Below are 18,993 nucleotides of genomic sequence, written 5' to 3'. Positions count from 1 at the left end.
CATGCCAGAGGCCGTCATCGTCGCCACCGCCCGCTCACCGATCGGCCGAGCCGGTAAGGGCTCACTCAAAGATGTCCGTCCGGACGAATTGGCCCGTCAGATGGTCGAAGCCGTGCTGAACAAGATCCCCGAACTCGACCGCGCCGACATCGACGACCTCCACCTCGGGTCCGGACAGCCCGGCGGCCAAGCCGGCTTCAACATCGCCCGCTCCGTCGCCGTCCAGGTCGGCCTCGACCACGTCCCCGGCGTCACCGTCAACCGCTACTGTTCTTCGTCACTGCAGACCACCCGCATGGCCATGCACGCCATCCGCGCCGGCGAAGGCGACGTCTTCATCTCCGGCGGCGTCGAATCCGTCTCCAGCTTCGGAACCGGCAACGCCGACGGCTGGCCCAACACCAAGAACCCACTGTTCGCCGACGCCATGGCCCGCACCGCCAAGGCCGCCGAAGGCGGCGCCGGCACGTGGTCCGACCCCCGCGAGCAGGGCCTGCTCCCCGACGTCTACATCCCCATGGGCGAAACCGCCGAAAACGTCGCCTCCTTCACCGGCATCTCCCGCGAAGACCAGGACCACTGGGGCGTGCGCAGCCAGAACCGCGCCGAAGAGGCCATCAAATCAGGCTTCTTCGCCCGTGAGATCGAACCGATCACCCTGGCCGACGGCACTGTCGTCGACACCGACGACGGCCCCCGCGCAGGCACCACCTACGACAAGATCAGCCAACTCAAACCAGTCTTCCGCCCCGACGGCACCGTCACCGCCGGCAACGCCTGCCCCCTCAACGACGGCGCTGCCGCACTGGTCATCATGAGCGACACCAAAGCCAAAGCCCTCGGACTCACCCCGCTGGCACGTATCGTGGCCACCGCCGCGACCGGCCTGTCCCCCGAGATCATGGGCCTGGGCCCCATCGAAGCCGTCCGCAAAGCCCTCAAATACGCCGGCCTGTCCATCGCCGACATCGACCTGTTCGAGATCAACGAAGCCTTCGCCGTCCAGGTCCTCGGATCAGCCAACGAACTCGGCATCGACCACGACAAACTCAACATCTCCGGCGGCGCTATCGCCCTGGGCCACCCGTTCGGCATGACCGGAGCCCGCATCACCGCAACGCTGCTCAACAACCTCACCACCCAGGACAAGACCCTCGGCGTCGAAACCATGTGCGTCGGTGGCGGTCAGGGCATGGCCATGGTGCTCGAGCGCCTGAGCTGAACCTGACCCCAATCAAAAGAGCCCGCGACCAGATGGTCGCGGGCTCTTTTGGTGGAATCGCTAGTCCGAGTTGAAGTAACTCAGCAGGCGCAGGATCTCGACATACAACCAGACCAGGGTGACGGTCAAGCCGAAGCTCGGGATCTAGGACCTCGCGAGCGGTGCCGCGTTGGTCGGAACAATGACTGCTTCCTGATCAGCTGCCACATTAATTTGCTTGATGTTGCGGGGCAGCAGAATTGCGGCAACGGCGCCGAGGGCACCCGCCACCGCGACGATCAGCCACCCGTAGATGATCGCGTCATTGTTGTAGATGACAGCGCCTTCGACCTCGAACGCGACATGCGAGTTCATGACGCTGAAGGCGATGACCGGAAGGATCGCAGCGAACATACTCTGGAAGACCGCAACCATACTTGCCGTGGAGGCCTGCAATTGCGGTGGAACGGAGACGATCTGCAGGTTCGGAATCGACGCGTAGCCCGTACCTGTCGCCAGGCCTATGATGATCGCGATCAGGAAGACAGACAACTTCGTGTCGTGCGCGTAGGCCATCAGCACACCACCAAGAATGAACAGGGTCATGCCGGCGATCATCGTAAGGCGAGGCTTGACGTTTCGGCCCACGAGTACCCCGACAACGACACCAGCCACCACACCCGCTGCACCCAGCGGCGCCTGGTAGAGCGCGACGCCCTCAGCGTCGGCACCGAACCCGTAGCCCAGATCCATTCCCGGTATCAGGGGTGTCATCACCATGGTGGGAAGGACCACAGCGACCAGCGCAGATGTGGCGTAGCAAAAGCCTGCAGAAATGGCGGTGAAGATGACCGGTCGCTGGCCGAATAGAGCGAGATCGACAAGAGGTTCACGTATGACGCGAGCGGAGGCCACCCAGGCGACCAACAGCGCGATACCACCGAACATGTAGGCCAACGTAGAACCGGCACTCCAGCCCCAGGTATCGCCAAAGCTGATTGCCACGAGAACGCCGCCAACGCCACCGCCGAGCAACACGGCACCGATCGGATCGATACGCGAGCGCAGACGAACGGGCGATTCCGGCGTCGTCACGACGATGAGACCGGCAGACACGACAAGAATTCCGCCAATGACCCAGAAGACACTGCGGAATCCGAACGAATCGATCAACCAACCGGAGAAAAACGGCAGCGGAACCGTGATGAGCCCCATCCCGCTTGTCGCGATGGCAACGGCCAACGGAACGATTTTCGAAGGGAACACATCTCGGATGAGCGAGTAGCTCAAGAACAACGTGGCGATGAAAAAGCCAGACAGAATGCGACCCGCAAGCATCACCGTGTAATTGGGCGCCAGCGCGGAGATCACTGATCCGACGATCGTGAAACCGATGCAGACGAGCAGCAGTCGGCGCTTGCCGTGTGTGTCAGCAAGTTTGCCGACAACGGGGCTTATCACTGAGCCGACAAGCAGCACCGACGCGAGCATCCACGCACCCTGAGTGGTCCCGAACTCGACGGAAATCAAGGGGATCGTCGTCGCCACCATGATGTAGCTCATCGACAGAACCTCGAGCACCAGCACAAAAGAGATCAGCGACAACACCAGACGTAACGACCAACCTCGTTCGTCCACGTCCGGCGCCGGAGCGCTGGGCGAATCAACACTCATTGGGCATTCCTTTCAAGTCGTACCCTCGGAAGGCACGAGAAACTGTGGTGACCCACCACACACCGCGTGCAAGATATGCCGCTACTTACGCTCCCGCTAAGCGGGAATCATCTCGAACGGTCGATTCCGATCCGGCAGCAGAACGCCGCAAAGTGGTCGTACGTAGGCGGATCAGCTCGATCGAACGACGTGACTTGTGGTCCACTCCAGAGGCAACAGGTATTCACGCAACGTTTTCAGGAGTCGACTCGACGAAGACACCAGTTGTTGTCGCCGATGCGACATCGCCGGATGAATTACCGCGAACTGGGTCAGTCGGGGGCGTTGGGACGGGATCAGTTCAAAACCGATTCACGTCCGGTCTTCGAAATGAACACGACCGCGGTCTATCGCGATGCCCCGATCTGTGCTGACCTCGAAGTTGCCATTGGAAGAACTCGCGATTTGGACGACCTCGCCTGGAAATACAACAGCGCTGAAGCGGCCCTCGAGTTCCACGAGATCTGCGGGGTGACTGCCTGCCAATTCGGCCAACACCAGTGTGGCAGCTGACAACGTAGCCAGGCCGTGCAGGATGGGACGGGGTTGCCCGATTGCTTGTGCTGCCACGGGATCGACGTGGATGAGATGTCGATCCCCCGACAGGCGGTAGAGTAGAGCGGCGTTTTCCGGTATCAGAACGGACTGCGATGTGACTGGCTCGGAGTCTGCGGGGGGAATCATGGCCGGGCCTCGATCCCCGCCGAAGCCACCTCGACCAGGCGCGAAGATCGACCATGTCGCGTCGAAGTATTCGCAACTCACCATGACGTCGAAGACTGCGGCGCGCCCCTTGTCCCATACGCCCGTAACCGTTGCCGCCAACGTCGCAGCACCTGCGGGAGCCAGCGGCGCATGGACTTTCAGACGTTGCGAACCGTGAAGTGCCTGACGTACGTCGAATGCGCCGGTTTCACCGAGCGCATCCGGTGCCCATTGCGCCAGGCTCAGACCAAAGGTCGGCAGCACCCGAAGATCTCGCTCGAAGACCAAGTCCAGCTGATCCGGACGCGCCCCCACCGCGAGTGCGAACAAGATTGCATCGCGTTCGTCCCATGAAACTTCTCGCGAACCCAGGTCGCGGCCTAACCAGGTGTCCGCCGTTGAGCTGGTCATCAGCGCCTTCCTTGAATTGTGGGCACACATTTCTGAGCGAGGGACGCTCCAGGCACTCGCTCACCAGCCACCGTCACCGCGTCAACTCGGCCTTGGTCAGCTCGAGATAGCCGAGTCATTGTCGATCGCGCGCAGAGCGCGATCTGCTTTCGCAATGTCTTGTACGGCCAGGTGACTGAAGAGCATCGAAGTGGCGATCGGATTGCCACCGGCGGGATAAGCTTCACCGCTGGGCGCGGCCATCGTATTGCCGCTCGCATAAAGACCCGCGATCGGGGCGCCCGACCGGTCAAGCGCCCGGCCCACAGCATCGGTTCGAATACCGCCCTTGGTGCCCAGGTCAGACAGGCCGAGCGCGGCAGCGTGAAAGGGGCCACTCTCGATCGGAACCATCGGTGAGTGTCCGCCGAAAAATGCACGGTCATAGGCCTCGTCGCCACGGCCGTAATCGAGGTCGACTCCATCGGCCACGAACCCGTTGTATCGCGCGACCGTGGCCGCCAGACTGTTACTGGGCACGCCAATCTTCTCGGCCAGTTCCTGCAGGGTGTCGGCTGAGTGCCACAACCCTTCAGCGACAAACTCCTCTGCTTCGACCACGGTTACGCTTGTCGACTTGATCGGAGGGACTTCGCCCTCCCGATCATCGAAGATGATCCAGTAGGGAAGTCCCAGATTGCCTTCTTCAAGGGCGCCGAGCGCAGTTCTGCCTATCCGATCGTAAGGTCCTGACTCGTTGACGAACCGCTCCCCATTGCTGTCGACGAAGATGCCGCCCGTGATCCACAACGAGAACGTCGAACGTCCGTCTGGATGAGTGATCCCTGGCGACCACCAAGCCTGATCCACAAGGTCGACGTCTGCACCCGCCGCAATGGCGGCCCGAAGTCCCAGTCCGATATTGGTGGGGACGCCCATGGTGTCCTCGGCTGAGCCGGGCACGCCGAATTCCTTGCGCATCTCCTCGTTTGCCTCGAATCCACCGGTACCGAGCACCACACCCCGACGCGCACGGACCGCGATCCGCTGCCCGTCGCGCTCAACGACCGCTCCAGTGACCGCACCATCTTCGACGACCAGTTCGACGAGCGTCGAGTTCAGGTGCAACGATGCGTTCGGGTACGCCGAAATCGCCATGACGAGACGTGCTATCAGAGCCTGGCCCCCGATAAGCGATTCGGGAAGTGGAGCACCCAGACGGTCAGTGTCCAGCGGCGGTCGCAGAAGATCACGCAGCGAACCAACCTCTTCCGCAGTCAAGGGCGCAGCGGTCATATGACGCATACCGTCAATTTTCGCCTTTGGTGCCTTCCCGTAGTAGTCGGGCCACGGGAGCAACGCGAATTCGATGTTCGCGTCTTGCTCCAAGTACTCGACGAGCGGAGCACCGCCCCGCACAAACGCTTCCTGGATGTCCTTCGGGGTCCGGTCTCCTACTACCGACTGGTAGTAGGTAAGCGCGTCTTCGACAGTGTCATCGACGCCGGCACGCTTCAAGACAGGATTGCACGGAAACCACATTCCTCCACCAGAATAGGCCGTGGTACCACCGAACTTGTCGCTCGCTTCGAATACCGCCACGTCGAGACCCTCACGTGCTGCGGTGTAGGCGCCCGCCAGTACTCCCCCAGATCCCGCGATGATCACATCGACTTCTTCGTTCCAATTCACCGGTTGGCTCCTTCGTTTGCTTGTCGAACCCTGCACAGACCGGGCCTGTCCGCACGGTGGGCGGACTATCTACTTCACGAGAACGTCGCGGTGACCTGTCCCAGGCCGCGACCGAACACCGCAGTAAATGTCTCTCCGGGATGGACATCGATCGCCCTTGTCAGCGATCCTGGCAGCACAACATCTCCGGCACGCAGCGCGACGCCGAATGCCGACACCTTGTTCGCCAACCACGCGACCGAGGTCGCGGGGTTTCCGAGCACCGCATCAGACCGCCCATCGGCGAGGAATCGCCGTGGCGCCGTGGCGCCCGCGCCGGTGACGTGCACCTGTACATCGATGTTGGTCAAATCCACGGTGCTGGGGTCAATTCGCTTCGTGCCGAGAACAACTCCGGCTGACGACGCATTGTCAGCTATGGTGTCCTCGATCTTGATCTGCCAGTCCCTGATACGGCTATCGATCAACTCGATGCTCGGAACAATCGCGCGCGTCGCGCGAACGACATCGTTTTCCGTGCATCCTTCACCAGGCAAGTCTTCACCCAAGATGAATGCCACCTCGAATTCGACTCGTGGAGCACAGTATGCACTCGATCGGATCGGGTCGGCTTCGGTGAGCATCATGTCATCGAGCAAGTGCCCGTAGTCGGGCTCATCGACATTCATCATGTCTTGCATGACTTTCGAGGACAATCCGACTTTGTGCCCTACAACTCTTGCTCCACCCGCCACTCGCCGGCGGATGCCCAGCAACTGGATCTCGTACGCGTCCACGACGTCGATTCCGGGAAACCCGATCACTAACGGTTCGATGGGCTTTCGAGTCTGTTCGGCATGCGCCAGCAGCTCTGCTACTTGTTGCCTACGCTGATCGTCGATGATCGGCTCACTTTCTGAATGGTGTCGGGTGATGCCTAGTGCAGCGACGCGGGCCGCATCAGACCGCACGCTGAATGTAGGGATCAGATCCATCGGTGAAGTCCATGAGGTCGGACATCACCGTCGAGTTCGCCGACCTGGGGCCGCGGTAGGCGGCCGGTTGCGTGCCCCCGCCGACCAGAGGACCAAGGATCCGATATCGATATATACCCAGCATGCGCGCGAGTACTTTCGTCTGCTCGAACCGCATCCGGGCGAGCTCGGCCGCCGGCCTGTCGACGCACCGCTGATACCGGTCGCGATAGACCAGAATTGCTCCGGCACCGTGCTGCTCGACCGTACGCGTCCACGCCGCGGCTTCGAGTCCACACCGGCACGCAGCTGAGCCGCCCACCTCGCTGTCCAGACAACGACCACGGATGCCGATCAGCGGAACGGCGTCACCGTCCAGCCGCCCGAATGCGCGCACACACACCACATCGCAGTCGGCATCGAATACGGAAAGCTTCCACTCACCTTGGGTGCCGTGCGCCGTCGCATTCCATCGGGTGTGTGCGCTGTCGATGACCGGTACCTCAAGGATCGCGGCCAGCATCTGCGTATGTTCCCTATTCGCGATCTGATCGTTTTCGTCGAACATCAGCGGCGCGATGGCAGCAACCCGTGGCAGACTTGCCAGATGGCATAACCGCAAGGCTGCGGCCGCCTGCCCGCGCCCCGCGGGATCGGCACGCAGGACCATCACATGACCGGGCCTGGTGAGGTCCGCCGGTCGCGAATCTGTGCTCGCGAGCACGCCGAGTGTAAGGGCTCGGTCTCGTGCCGATATTCCCGTGGTCACCCCGTCGGCGGCGTCGACCGCGACACTGAACCGTCGGTTCGCGTCACCTTTGTTCGACGCCGTCGGTATGTCCGGCAGCTCCAATCGTGCGGCGTGCGAGTCGGTTACCGCCGCACACACCAGGCCCGACGAATACTCGATCATCTTGGCCACTTGGCGACCGTCGACCGTTTCTGCCGGTGCCACCAGATCCGCCCTGAAGGACTCGCCAACTCCGTCAATCACGATGGCCATGCCACTCTGGCGGAACGAAAGCAGCAGTTCGTTCCGCCCGGAGTCAGCCAAGGCCGGGCCCTGCGGTGTCGACGTCATGCGTTTCCTCTCCGTGATCAGCCGGCGACGAGGTCTGCGACCGCGGCCGTCGACGGCTCGGTCACCGGGCCCGTGGTGTTGGCGAGTTGGATCGCGACGTCGATGATCATGTCCTCTTGTCCACCGACGTAGCCCAACTCACCGCAACGGCGAAGGATCTCGTGGACCGGCACTCCATAGCGGGCACCAGCAGCTTCCGCGTGGAGCAGAAAACTCGAGTACACGCCGACCCAACCCTGGACTATCGCATTGCGATCAATTTTCGGCCACCGGTTGAGGTACGGCTTGACAACGGTCTCAGCGGCGTCGAGCGCAGCCATCACGTCGAGCCCGGTCGTGATGTTCATTCGATCGAAGACTGCGGCAACGAGTTCGGTCGGGGTGTTGCCGGCTCCGGCGCCGAGCGCGCACAACGAGCCGTCGATGTAGCGGACCCCTGACTGGTAGGCAATGACCGAGTTCGCGACTCCGAGGCTCATGTTCTGGTGGCCGTGGTAGCCCACCCAGGCCTCGTCCCCCACTTCAGCGATCAAGGCGTCGAAACGATCTTTGGCCTCGTGCATCAGCAACGCACCAGCCGAGTCAGTCACGTACGGCACCTGGCAGCCGGCATCGACCATCAGGCGGGCCTGTTTGGCGAGATTCTCCGGACTGGTCCGGTGCGCCATCATCAGGAAGCCGCACGTCTCCATGCCCAGCTTGCGCGCAATCTCGAAGTGCTGCAGCGAAACGTCGGCTTCGGTGCAATGGGTGGCGATCCGGACGACCTGGGCACCGCGGTCGGCCGCCTTCCGGAGATCCTCTGCGGTACCGATACCGGGGACCAGCAGGACGGCAATCTTTGCCTGCCCGGCGGTCTCGGCCGCGGCCTGGACCAGTTCCAGGTCACTGGTTCGAGAGAACCCGTAGTTGAAGGTCGACCCGCCGAGCCCGTCCCCGTGTGTGACCTCGATGATTTCCACGCCCGCCCCGTCGAGGGCGCGGACGGTGTCGCGTACCTGCGTTTCGGTGAACTGGTGTGATTGTGCGTGGCTTCCGTCGCGCAGTGTGGTGTCGACGATGCGAACGTCGTCACGTAGTGCCGGCTTGCTCATGCTGATACTCCGATCCGGTTGCGGGCGATCGCGTCGCTGACCCGCGCTGCTGCCGCGGTCATGATGTCCAGGTTTCCTGCGTACTTGGGCAGGTAGTCACCGTTGCCCTCGACCTCCAGGAAGATGGCGACGCGGCCGTGTCCGTCCCACCCTTCTTTCGGGTCGTCGAACTGCGGGTCGGCGCGCAGTTCGTAACCGGGCACGTAGGACTGCACCTCGGCGACCATGCGGTGCACCGACTCTGTGATCGCTTGGCGATCGGCATCAGCATTGATCATGCAGTAAACGGTGTCTCGCATGATCATCGGCGGCTCCATCGGGTTCAGAATGATGATTGCCCGTCCACGCTCGGCGCCTCCGACTTCGGATACCGCCTTGCCGGTCGTCTGGGTGAACTCATCGATGTTGGCGCGAGTACCCGGCCCTGCGCCGCGGGAGGCCACCGACGCGACGATCTCGGCATAGGGCACCGGAGTCACACGGGACACCGCATGCACCATCGGGATGGTGGCCTGCCCACCGCAGGTGATCATAGAGACATTGGGCGCCTCGATGTGCTGGGTAAGGTTCACCGGTGGGCAGACCATCGGTCCGATGTGTGCAGGCGTGAGGTCGACCGCCTGAATGTTCAACTCCGCGTAACGCGGCGCATTCAGCACATGCGCCTTCGCCGACGTCGCCTCGAAGACGATCTCGGGAAGCGGGCTCTGCTGTAGCAACCAGTCCACTCCGCCGGCCGAGGCAGCGACTCCCTTGGCTCGTGCCCGTTCCAGGCCGTCGGACTCGACGACCCCGACGACATATTGAACAGAGATCGAATCAAGTCTCTCGAGTTTGGCCAACAAGTCGGTTCCGATGTTTCCCGGTCCGACAATCGCGGCGTTGATGGGTTCCATGGTCAAAGCCTGACAGTATGCGTCACCGGGTCCGAGATGACTTCCCATCCATCGGGAGCAGAGATGAGCCCAACCGCCAAGTCATGAGTACCTCAAGTCAGCCGTCAGTTCTCCCGGCCGAGGAACGCCAGGACTGCAGATTCGAACGCGGCCTTCTGCTCGATCATGACCCAATGACCGCAGTTCGGAAAGACATGCAATTCTCCCTGCGGCAGCGTCCGCATCGGAATGATGGCCATGTCGAGGGGGCTCACACGGTCGTCACGTCCCCATGTCACCAGCACAGGAACTTTGATCTGGTTGAACTTCGACCACAGTGGCGGCTCCGTCGAGTCCGCCGCCGCTTTGATCATCTGACCAAATGCCGCCGAACCATACATCTTTCGAGCACTTTCCAACGTTGCCGGCTCAGTTGCCTGCGTCCAACGGTCCTCGATCAGGTTCTCGGTGACCATGTTGGGGTCGTAGACCATCGAATGAAGCCACTGGGTCAGTTTCTCCCGAGTCGGATTGTCGGTGAATTCCATCAGCAGCTTGATACCTTCGCCGGGGCCGGGGCTGAACAGACTTGTACCGATCCCACCGATCGTCACCAGTTTGCTGACCCGCTCAGGATGATTGATCGCCAGTGAGACACCGACGACTCCCCCCATGGAGTTACCGACGACCGCCACCTTGTCCAGCCCCAGTCCGTCGAGAAACTCGATCACGGCCCGCTGGGCCGTCAGCATCGGATGACCACCAAAATCATCACTGACACCGAACCCGGGGAACTCCAGAATGAATGTCCGGTGACGAGCGGCGAACTCGTCGAAGTTACCGGCGAAATTGCGCCAACCGGTGACACCAGGACCCGAGCCGTGCAGCAACAGCAACGGAGGCCCCTCACCGCGCTCGTAGTAACGAAGCACACCCGATGGTGTGCGCAGCTCTTTGGGGGCCTGCTTTCCAGTTTCGATTGTGGTCATGGATTGACCTTGGCATCGAGATGGTCCGCGCCACACCGTCATTCCCATCCAGCGGACCGAACTATCCGACCAGATCGCGCCGTCAGCAGCCTGCGCCGCGGGCCATCCTCGGTATCGCGGCCCCGGTGGGGAGTTCGATCCGACTCTCCGAGAGGGTGTTCTCGCGCACCGCGACATCGATGCTACGACGCAATTCGGGGCAGCTGTGATCGCCGGCGAGGACATGACCTCGGGCGGCCGCGAACGGGCACGCGGTGGCGTCGGCCAGCCATTGGATCGAGGTATGCGCGTCGCTGAACTTCTCCACAGTTACGGCCAACCCACACGAATCACAGTTGAGCGGTTGCATCGTCATCGTTTCACACGCCGATCGTCGTGATGTCGTCGCCAAGAGGGAAATGCTCCACCCGACCGTACTTGCCCTTGTAGAAGATCAGCGGCGAATGCTCACTGACATGGATGTGCCGTACTCGGGACACCACGATGATGTGGTCGCCGGCGTCGTGTTCGGCATCGAGTTCAACCTCGAGCCACGCGAGCCCATTCTCGAGTACTGGGGCACCAGACGGTGAGGGCGACCAGGACAAATTTGCAAACTTGTCACCGCCGCGCGCCGCGAGGCTATGACACACCCCCTCCTGTGCATCCGAGAGAATGTTGACGACGTACCTTTCAGCGGTGCGGATCCGCGGCCACGACGAACTTGTCCGTGCAACACAGAACGCTATGAGTGGCGGATCCAGCGACACCGACGTGAACGAGTTCGCAGCAAGACCCACCGGAGCATCCGTCTCACGGTCGACTCCGGTAATTGCCACCACCCCGGTTGCGAAGTGACCCATAATATCTCGCATTTCGCGGGAATCGAACGTGTCGACAACTTCATTGGTCATCGCGTCTCGCATCTCACTCACACCTTCCGCAGCCGCTCGTCTTCAGCGGTACCGATCATTGGTCACGAGGCGATCGCATACATTGCCCACCTAGTTCTCGTCGCCCACATAGAGGCTATCCAGCGCGCCAGCGAGGCGGCGTCCCCTTTCCCACTGGACGGGAGTCGAAGTGAGATCAAGCCATCGACGCGCAGGACAATACCCATTCCGTCGTCAACGCTCGATTTGGCTCCAGTGTCCGCTGAGTAGGAGTCACAGTTTTCAGCATCGTCACGAACTCGTACTTTCTGCTCATGACCCAGTCCACACAGATCTCTCGTGACACCGCGCTTTCGACTGTGAGCAGATACCTCGAGGCAATCGCGGAGGCAACCTCGCCATCTCAGATCGCGGCCCTGTACACCGATGACGCCACCGTCGAAGATCCTGTGGGATCCGAAACCGTGCGCGGCAAAGACGCGATCGCGGCGTTCTTTGCTCCGCTCACCCAATCCCAGCGGGACACCGAGCTTCTCAACTTTCGTCACTGTGGCGACTCTGCAGCCTTCCACTTCCGAGTGCGGACACACACTCCCGACGGCGTCGTGGAGATCGAGCCTCTGGATGTCATGACTTTCACCACGGACGGCCTGATCAGCTCGGCCAAGGCATATTGGTCACCCGAGGACGTGCGCATGGATTGAGGTCGACCGACCTCGGATCGCACGAAGACCACCAGCGAGAAGGGTCCACTGAATGGGCACCTCTCTATCCCCGACTAGACGGGTTCGATGAGGTGAACGGATCCGCGTATCGCACCGGACAGCGTTTCGAGACCCGGACGTTGTCCGCCATTCAGAAGGGAAGTCAATGAGCACGCTGTCCACCGTCACCGACTCGACCATCGACGAGGAGGTCGAGGTGACTGCCGAAGACCTGAGAGCAGCCATCGACCAGGCCGAGCCAGGTGCATTGTTGATGTCGATGGTCCACGTCACCGGTAACCTTGCCCTGCTCGACGAGTTCGAGGACATACTCGCCGACTCTCGGAGCGCCTCCGCCGGCGAGACCGCAAAGACCCATTACGGTGCTTCCAGCGATGCCGCGGTCGTCCTGCCAGGAGAGTTTCCGACCGACGTCGTCGTAGCGATCCGCAAGCGTGCTCACGAGGTGCTCACCACTGATCTGACCCCAAGATTAGGAGTTCCGGAACCCGGCCTCTTTCGTAGGATGGCGGCACTGTGCACCGTCAGTGAGGTGGACGACGAATTCATCCCGATCCTCCTGGAGCAGGGTGGCTTCGAACTGGGCCGGCGACGCGTACCGGTCACCAAGACTCCACCTGCCGACCTCGATGTGATCGTGATCGGCGCCGGAATGATCGGACTCAACGCAGCCGTCAAACTGGATGCGGCCGGGTTCGGATACAAGGTGTTCGAAGCCCGCGACGATATCGGTGGTACCTGGTCGCGCAATATCTACCCCGGCGCGGCAGTGGACACTCCCAGCCATTACTACTCGTATTCCTTTGAGTTGAACCCGAACTGGTCGAAGTACTACCCCACCGGCCCGGAGTACCTCGAGTACATGCATGCCGTCGCCAAAAAATATGACCTCATCAAGAACATCGAACTGTCAACGTCGGTGCTGTCGGCCGACTGGGATGAGGCGGAACAGAAATGGACAGTGGTCACAAGAGGTGCCGACGGGCGAATTCAACATCATCGCGCGGCCGCGGTGGTCACCGCCCTGGGCGTTCTTAACTCCATCAACGTTCCGGACATCCCCGGTCTCGATACCTTCGACGGCACCGTGATCCACACCGCGGAGTGGGATCCAGAACTCGATCTGACCGATAAGCGAGTAGTGGTGATCGGCACCGGTTGCACTGCAGTGCAACTGGTCGCCAACATCGTTGATGACGTGGCAGCCCTCGCCGCGGTGGTGCGTAGTCCGCACTGGATCGTGCCCGAGAAGTCAGTGGTGAACGATGTTCCATCCGGTGAAAGGTGGGCGATGAAGCATCTTCCATACTTCCAGAACTGGTTCCGGCTCAAGGCCTACTGGCTGGCGTCTGACAACTTATACATGATGCCGCGCATCGACCCGGATTGGGCAGCAACGCATTTGTCTGTTTCCGCCCTCAACGACCGGGTGATGCAGGTGTCTCTGCGGTATCTCGATCAGACGTTTCCCGACCGCCCGGATCTCAAAGAGAAGATGACGCCGACCGTCCGACCATATGCCAAGCGCATCGTGAAGGATCCAGGCTTTCTCGAGGCCCTCAAGCGTGACCACGTGTCGCTACACCGCGCATCTCCGACTTCGGTGCAACCCAACGGGGTGACCTTGAGCGACGGCGAGTTCGTGGAGGCCGACATCATCGTGCTTGCGACCGGATTCAAGGTCGAATATGCATCGTTCATCGACATCACCGGGCGAAACGGCGAAAAGCTGAGCGACCGATGGGATGGCGGAAACGACCCGCGCGCCTATCTCGGCATCCAGGTCGCGGGCTTCCCGAACCTGTTCGTCACTGCGGGACCAAATGCTGCACCGAATCATGGTGCGGGGCACAATATCACCAGCGAGGAACACGTCCACTACATTATCGAGAACCTCCAGTACCTGGTGGAGAACAACATGTCATCGGTCGACGTCAAACCCGAAGCCCTTGCCGCTTACAACGAGCGGGTCGACGAAGCACTCGACAAGACGGTCTGGGCTCATCCGGGCGAAGGAGTGACCGGGTACTACCGCAATCAGCAGGGCCGCCCTATCGTTCCCTGCCCGTGGCGACTCGTCGACTACTGGACGATGCTGCGGGAACCGAACACCGACGACCTGGTGTACACCAGCCGCCGCGCCGAATGATGCGAATCGGGATCACCGCTCCCGTGGTGACCCGGTTCCCGGGAGCTCACAGTACATGGGAGACGAAAGCGGGGATCACCGAGCTCGCGCAGATCGCCTCGGCTGCAGACCACTTGGGGTTTCATCATTTCACCTGCAGTGAGCACGTCGCTGTTCCCGTCGAGATCGCGGTAGCGCGCGGCGGGACCTACTGGGATCCGTTGGCCACGCTCGGCTTTCTGGCAGCACGAACCGAGCGCATCAGGCTCGCCACTCAAGTACTCGTCCTTGGCTATCACCATCCGTTGGAGATTGCCAAGCGCTACGGGACGCTGGACGTCGTGAGCTCAGGTCGCTTGATCCTCGGTCTGGGCGTCGGTTCACTTCAGGAGGAGTTCGAGCTACTGGCCGTCCCTTTCGCCGACCGCGGCAAGCGGGCCGACGACGCTCTGGCTGCCTTGCGCGCCGCCATCTCGACCGCGGAACCTCAGTACAGTGGGGACTTCTTTGAGTTCTCCGACGTTGTTCTCGATCCGCACGCGATGCAGTCCCACGTTCCTTTCTGGATCGGTGGCCGTTCGGCACGCTCGTTGAGCAGGGCAGTCGAGCTTGCAGATGGATGGGTGCCATTCGGCCTGTCCGTCGAGGAACTCGTACATCTTCTCGGCACCAAGGACCTTCCGTCAGGTTTTGAGGTCGTGCTGTCCGTAGGCGGACTCGACCCGATCGGCGATGCCGACCGGTGCAGGCGGCATATCGATCAGTCAAACGAAGCTGGGGCAACAGTGATCGGCGCGAGCATCATCGCGTCATCAGCAAATCACTATTGCGATCAACTGGATGTTCTTGCACGCATGTACGACCTGACCGCAGCGCACGAGGGTTGAGCCGACAGCGAGCCGAAACCGGCGCCTACCCCGTCGCCAGGGCATGTTCGAGACCGGCCAACACGAGGCCGAAACTCCGGTGAAGTAGGTCTTCGGTGGTTTCCCGTTCTTGCGAAGTGACCCAGTGTTGGTAGGCATCTCGGGCCGCGTGCACGATGAGGTCCGCTGCCAGCAGGTGGAGGTAAGGATCTGAGTTCAGATCGAGATGGCGTGCAAGCAGACCTACGACAGCCATTCGTAGCGGTGGATCGACCTCCAGCCAGCGCATCTTGTAGGCCGGCGTCGTCAGCATCAGACCCAGGAATGTACGCAGCTCGGTCGTCATCGTGGACCCGTCCATCTCGGACAAGAACGCATCGACCAGCCCGTCGAGCAGACTGACCTCCGGCCCGGTCTCATCGAGCGCCGACACGATCGCGCTCGAACTCTTCGCGAAGATCGGTCGGACGACGTCTTCTTTCACCTCGAAGTGGCGATAGAACGTTCTGGGCGCAACTCCCACCGCACGGCAGATTTGCCCCACCGTCGCCGAGGTGTTCCCGTCGGCGACGAACATGGAGAAAGCGGCCTCGGAGATCGTCAGCCGGAGCTCTTCAGCGCGCCGCTCGGTCAGCGTTTGTCGCGAAGGTGTCATGGATGCTCCCGGTAGTCGATGTGCAGCACATGAGGATAGCCACCCGGACGCGTCTTCAGTCCAACCCTGTTCACAGAAACCCGTCGGGCACACTATGCCTACATGGCACAATGTGACACCGAGTGTCAGCCCGCTCAATCCGATCGTAAGGAAGTCCCCATGTCACGCATTGAACACCCCGACGTGCTCGCGCCGGCCGCACTTGGTCCTGTGCGCTTGCGAAACCGCACGCTCAAGGCAGCCACCTACGAGAACATGGCCAGGAATGGCTTGGTCACCGACCAACTCATCGACTTCCATGTAGAACACGCACGCGGCGGCGTCGGGATGACGACGGTCGCCTATTGCGCCGTCACCCCTGACGGACGAATCGATCAGCACCAGATCCTGTGGCGGCCCGAGGCGAGACCCGGCCTGCGGAGACTGACCGACGCTGTGCACGCCGAAGGAGCCGCCATCTCGGCGCAGATCGGTCACTCCGGCCCGGTGAACAACGGCAAGGCGACCCGCACGAAACCACTGTCGCCGAGCCGCTACTTCAACATGCAATTCCTGCGGATCGTGGCCGCGGCTTCCATAGACGATATCGAGCGCGTGATAAAGGCCCATGCCGCTGCTGCACGCATGGCGATAGAAACAGGATTCGACGCAGTTGAAGTTCACCTGGGCCACAACTATCTCGCCAGCTCATTCCTCAGCCCCAACATCAACCACCGAAAAGACGATTACGGCGGCTCACTCAACAATCGCGCTCGGTTCGGACTACGAATCCTCGACGCCGTCCGCGACGTTGCACAGGACCAACTCGGGATCGTCGTGAAATTGAACATGGACGACGGCGTGCCCGGTGGCTTCTGGATCGACGAAGCAATGCAGGTCGCACAGTGGATCGAAAAGGCCGGCAGCGCAGATGCGCTCGAGATGACGGCGGGAAGCTCCCTGCTCAACCCGATGTATCTCTTCAAGGGCGACTCGCCGGTGAACGAGTTCGCGGCTGCGCTTCCGCAACCGGTCCGAACCGGCGTCAAGCTCATCGGCAAACACGTTCTGCGTGAATATCCCTACGCGGATGGCTACCTCATGGCCGACGCCCAGCAGATCCGATCCGCTGTATCGATGCCCATGATCCTGCTGGGCGGCGTCACCAATCGACAGACAATGGACGAGGCCATGGCGGCCGGTTTCGACTTCGTGGCCATGGGTCGAGCCTTGCTTCGCGAGCCCGACCTGATCAACCGGATCGCGGAAGACTCCGGTACCCGGTCGTTGTGCAATCACAACAACAAGTGCATGGTCACCATTTTCACCAATACCAGATGCGTGCTGCGACCCGAGAACCAACTGACCCCGCAGGACGCGCCGTCCGAGCCGTCCGAGCCGTCCGACGTGGCCACCCCCCTCGGTTTCGCCGGCTAGCGCGTTCGGAAAACCGGGCCTCCCGGTGACAGGGATCAACAGTGGCCGGTCCCGTGACTGCGATGCGTTACTTGTGAAACTACGTCTAGGAGGCCCCCATGCCAGATCCCACGCTCATCCCGGTCAAGGCGTCATCGATCGACACCTGGTCGTATGAATCCGACGTACTGGTAGCAGGTTTCGGCATCGCGGGCGCCGCGGCCGCCATCGAGGCCGCTCGCGCCGGCGCTGACGTGCTGGTACTAGAACGTCTTGGCGGCGCAGGCGGCGCGGCGGCGATGTCGGGTGGCTTCATCTACCTCGGAGGTGGCACCCCCCTACAGAATGCGCTGGGATTCGACGATTCGGCGGAGAACATGAAGGCGTTCATGAAGGCCGCGCTCGGGCCAGGTGTCGACGATGCCAAGATCGACGCGTACTGCGACGGCAGCGTCGACCACTTCAACTGGCTCATCGACGCTGGCGTGGTCTTCGATGAATCGTTCTGGGGTGAGCCGGGATGGGAACCTCCTCACAGCGAAGGTCTCATGTACTCAGGCGGCGAGAACTCGGCACCCTTCAACAAGGTGATCCCACCCGCGCCACGCGGCCACCTCCCACGCAAGTCCGCATCTGACGACGGCGAGCAGGCCGGCGGTTACATGTTGATGAAGCCGCTGATCGAGACAGCGGAGGCCCTCGGCGCGCGAACCCTATACGACTCTCGCGTCCAAGCCCTGGTCATCGACGAGAACAATCGCGTCGTCGGCCTGACTGTCCGCCAGTACGGGGTGAGTATTGCGATCAAGGCCCGACGCGGCGTAGTTCTGGCCACCGGGAGTTTTGCCTACGACGACACCATGCTCCGTGACCATGCACCCCGAATTGAAGGTCGTCCCGCGGCGTCGATCGAAAGCCATGACGGCAGGGCAATTCTGATGAGCCAGGCGATCGGCGCCGCGACAGCCCACATGGATGCCACCGAGGTTGCCATCTTCTGCGACCCGCAACTGATGGCGAGAGGAATTCTCGTCAACGGACGAGGCCAGCGCTACATCAACGAGGACACCTACCCGGGGCGCATCGCACAGGAAACCCTACTCCACCAGGGCGGCGACGCATTTCTGATCATCGACGAATTGTCGTATGAAAAGGCCCTGCAGACAGAGTCGACCAGCGCGATCATGCGAGGAACTCCCAAGTGGGTATGTGAGAGCGTAGAAGAGCTCGAGAACGAAATCGGCTTACCGAAAGGATCACTCCAGTCGACAGTTGAGCTTTTCAACCACCACGCAGCATCGGGCTCCGACCCGGTGTTTTCCAAGAAGTCGGAGTGGCTCACCCCGATCACCACCCCGATCGCCGCCTACGATCTGCGGGCTATGACCGGTGGTTTCACCCTCGGCGGCCTCAAAACAACAGTGGATGCCGAGGTCCTGCACGTGTCGGGAGAACCGATACCAGGATTGTTCGCAGCCGGACGGTGCACCTCGGGTGTGTGCGCGGGTGGGTACGCAAGCGGAGCCAGCTTGGGAGACAGCAGCTTTTTCGGGCGCCGGGCCGGAAAGCATGCGGCCGCCCAATGAACTGTGCTCGGAGTTGAACTGCAGACCACACGTACTACGTCTGCCTGAGATCATCACGTACCGTCACCCGACG

General features: G+C 61.6%; 17 protein-coding genes and 1 pseudogene. 6 read left to right on the top strand and 12 right to left on the bottom strand.

Annotated elements, in window-relative coordinates:
• Position 1: 1 nt before the first annotated feature.
• Positions 2–1,222 carry an acetyl-CoA C-acetyltransferase gene (locus BH683_RS13560; RefSeq protein ID WP_084834498.1) on the top strand — a complete coding sequence of 407 codons (1,221 nt, stop codon included), beginning with the start codon at positions 2–4 and terminating at the stop codon, positions 1,220–1,222.
• A 60-nt stretch (positions 1,223–1,282) separates the two neighbouring features.
• Here the strand turns inward: BH683_RS13560 and BH683_RS13555 are convergent.
• The 11 genes and pseudogenes from BH683_RS13555 to BH683_RS13505 form a co-directional block, all read right to left on the bottom strand.
• A pseudogene (locus BH683_RS13555) lies at positions 1,283–1,360 on the bottom strand (Bax inhibitor-1/YccA family protein); the annotation flags it as partial.
• A 6-nt stretch (positions 1,361–1,366) separates the two neighbouring features.
• Positions 1,367–2,875 carry an MFS transporter gene (locus BH683_RS13550; protein WP_084836776.1) on the bottom strand — a complete coding sequence of 503 codons (1,509 nt, stop codon included), beginning with the start codon at positions 2,873–2,875 and terminating at the stop codon, positions 1,367–1,369.
• Between the two features lie 351 nt (positions 2,876–3,226).
• On the bottom strand, positions 3,227–4,030 hold the full coding sequence (locus BH683_RS13545; protein WP_084836775.1) for a MaoC/PaaZ C-terminal domain-containing protein: 804 nt from the start codon (positions 4,028–4,030) through the stop codon (positions 3,227–3,229).
• A 96-nt stretch (positions 4,031–4,126) separates the two neighbouring features.
• Entirely contained in the window at positions 4,127–5,701 is a 1,575-nt protein-coding gene (locus BH683_RS13540) for an FAD-binding protein (protein WP_084836774.1), read from the bottom strand.
• Between the two features lie 74 nt (positions 5,702–5,775).
• Positions 5,776–6,585 carry a 2-keto-4-pentenoate hydratase gene (locus BH683_RS13535; RefSeq protein ID WP_084836799.1) on the bottom strand — a complete coding sequence of 270 codons (810 nt, stop codon included), beginning with the start codon at positions 6,583–6,585 and terminating at the stop codon, positions 5,776–5,778.
• A 55-nt stretch (positions 6,586–6,640) separates the two neighbouring features.
• Complete coding sequence (locus BH683_RS13530) at positions 6,641–7,735, bottom strand: 3,4-dihydroxy-2-butanone-4-phosphate synthase (protein ID WP_084836773.1); 1,095 nt, start codon at positions 7,733–7,735, stop codon at positions 6,641–6,643.
• A gap of 17 nt (positions 7,736–7,752) precedes the next feature.
• Positions 7,753–8,829 carry a 4-hydroxy-2-oxovalerate aldolase gene (dmpG, locus tag BH683_RS13525; RefSeq protein WP_084836772.1) on the bottom strand — a complete coding sequence of 359 codons (1,077 nt, stop codon included), beginning with the start codon at positions 8,827–8,829 and terminating at the stop codon, positions 7,753–7,755.
• Entirely contained in the window at positions 8,826–9,731 is a 906-nt protein-coding gene (locus BH683_RS13520; protein WP_281492309.1) for an acetaldehyde dehydrogenase (acetylating), read from the bottom strand. Before BH683_RS13520 ends, dmpG begins: the two co-directional genes overlap by 4 nt.
• A 98-nt stretch (positions 9,732–9,829) precedes the next feature.
• Positions 9,830–10,693: an alpha/beta fold hydrolase gene (locus BH683_RS13515; RefSeq protein ID WP_084836770.1), complete on the bottom strand. Its 864-nt coding sequence runs from the start codon at positions 10,691–10,693 to the stop codon at positions 9,830–9,832.
• A gap of 82 nt (positions 10,694–10,775) precedes the next feature.
• Complete coding sequence (locus BH683_RS13510; protein WP_094647459.1) at positions 10,776–11,048, bottom strand: hypothetical protein; 273 nt, start codon at positions 11,046–11,048, stop codon at positions 10,776–10,778.
• Positions 11,049–11,052: 4 nt separating this feature from the next.
• On the bottom strand, positions 11,053–11,598 hold the full coding sequence (locus BH683_RS13505; protein WP_084836769.1) for a flavin reductase family protein: 546 nt from the start codon (positions 11,596–11,598) through the stop codon (positions 11,053–11,055).
• 281 nt (positions 11,599–11,879) lie between these two features.
• On the opposite strand from BH683_RS13505, the gene BH683_RS13500 reads away from it, so the two are divergent.
• The 3 genes from BH683_RS13500 to BH683_RS13490 all read left to right on the top strand — a co-directional run bounded on the left by BH683_RS13500 (position 11,880) and on the right by BH683_RS13490 (position 15,305).
• Entirely contained in the window at positions 11,880–12,269 is a 390-nt protein-coding gene (locus BH683_RS13500) for a nuclear transport factor 2 family protein (protein ID WP_084836768.1), read from the top strand.
• Between the two features lie 166 nt (positions 12,270–12,435).
• Positions 12,436–14,439 carry an NAD(P)/FAD-dependent oxidoreductase gene (locus BH683_RS13495; protein ID WP_084836767.1) on the top strand — a complete coding sequence of 668 codons (2,004 nt, stop codon included), beginning with the start codon at positions 12,436–12,438 and terminating at the stop codon, positions 14,437–14,439.
• Positions 14,439–15,305, top strand: coding sequence for a TIGR03619 family F420-dependent LLM class oxidoreductase (locus tag BH683_RS13490; RefSeq protein ID WP_084836766.1), 867 nt, complete (start codon positions 14,439–14,441; stop codon positions 15,303–15,305). Before BH683_RS13495 ends, BH683_RS13490 begins: the two co-directional genes overlap by 1 nt.
• Before the next feature lie 25 nt (positions 15,306–15,330).
• Here BH683_RS13490 and BH683_RS13485 read toward each other — a convergent pair whose 3' ends face one another.
• Entirely contained in the window at positions 15,331–15,939 is a 609-nt protein-coding gene (locus BH683_RS13485) for a TetR/AcrR family transcriptional regulator (RefSeq protein ID WP_084836765.1), read from the bottom strand.
• A gap of 159 nt (positions 15,940–16,098) precedes the next feature.
• Between BH683_RS13485 and BH683_RS13480 the strand changes: the two genes are divergently transcribed.
• Positions 16,099–17,355: an NADH:flavin oxidoreductase gene (locus tag BH683_RS13480; RefSeq protein ID WP_084836764.1), complete on the top strand. Its 1,257-nt coding sequence runs from the start codon at positions 16,099–16,101 to the stop codon at positions 17,353–17,355.
• A 98-nt stretch (positions 17,356–17,453) separates the two neighbouring features.
• Positions 17,454–18,920: an FAD-dependent oxidoreductase gene (locus BH683_RS13475; protein WP_084836763.1), complete on the top strand. Its 1,467-nt coding sequence runs from the start codon at positions 17,454–17,456 to the stop codon at positions 18,918–18,920.
• Positions 18,921–18,993 lie beyond the last annotated feature (73 nt).

This window comes from Williamsia sp. 1138, assembly GCF_002095435.2.
Taxonomy (GTDB): Bacteria; Actinomycetota; Actinomycetes; order Mycobacteriales; family Mycobacteriaceae; genus Williamsia.
Note: the sequence above shows the minus strand (reverse complement) of the source record. Positions and strands in the feature narration are given on the sequence as shown.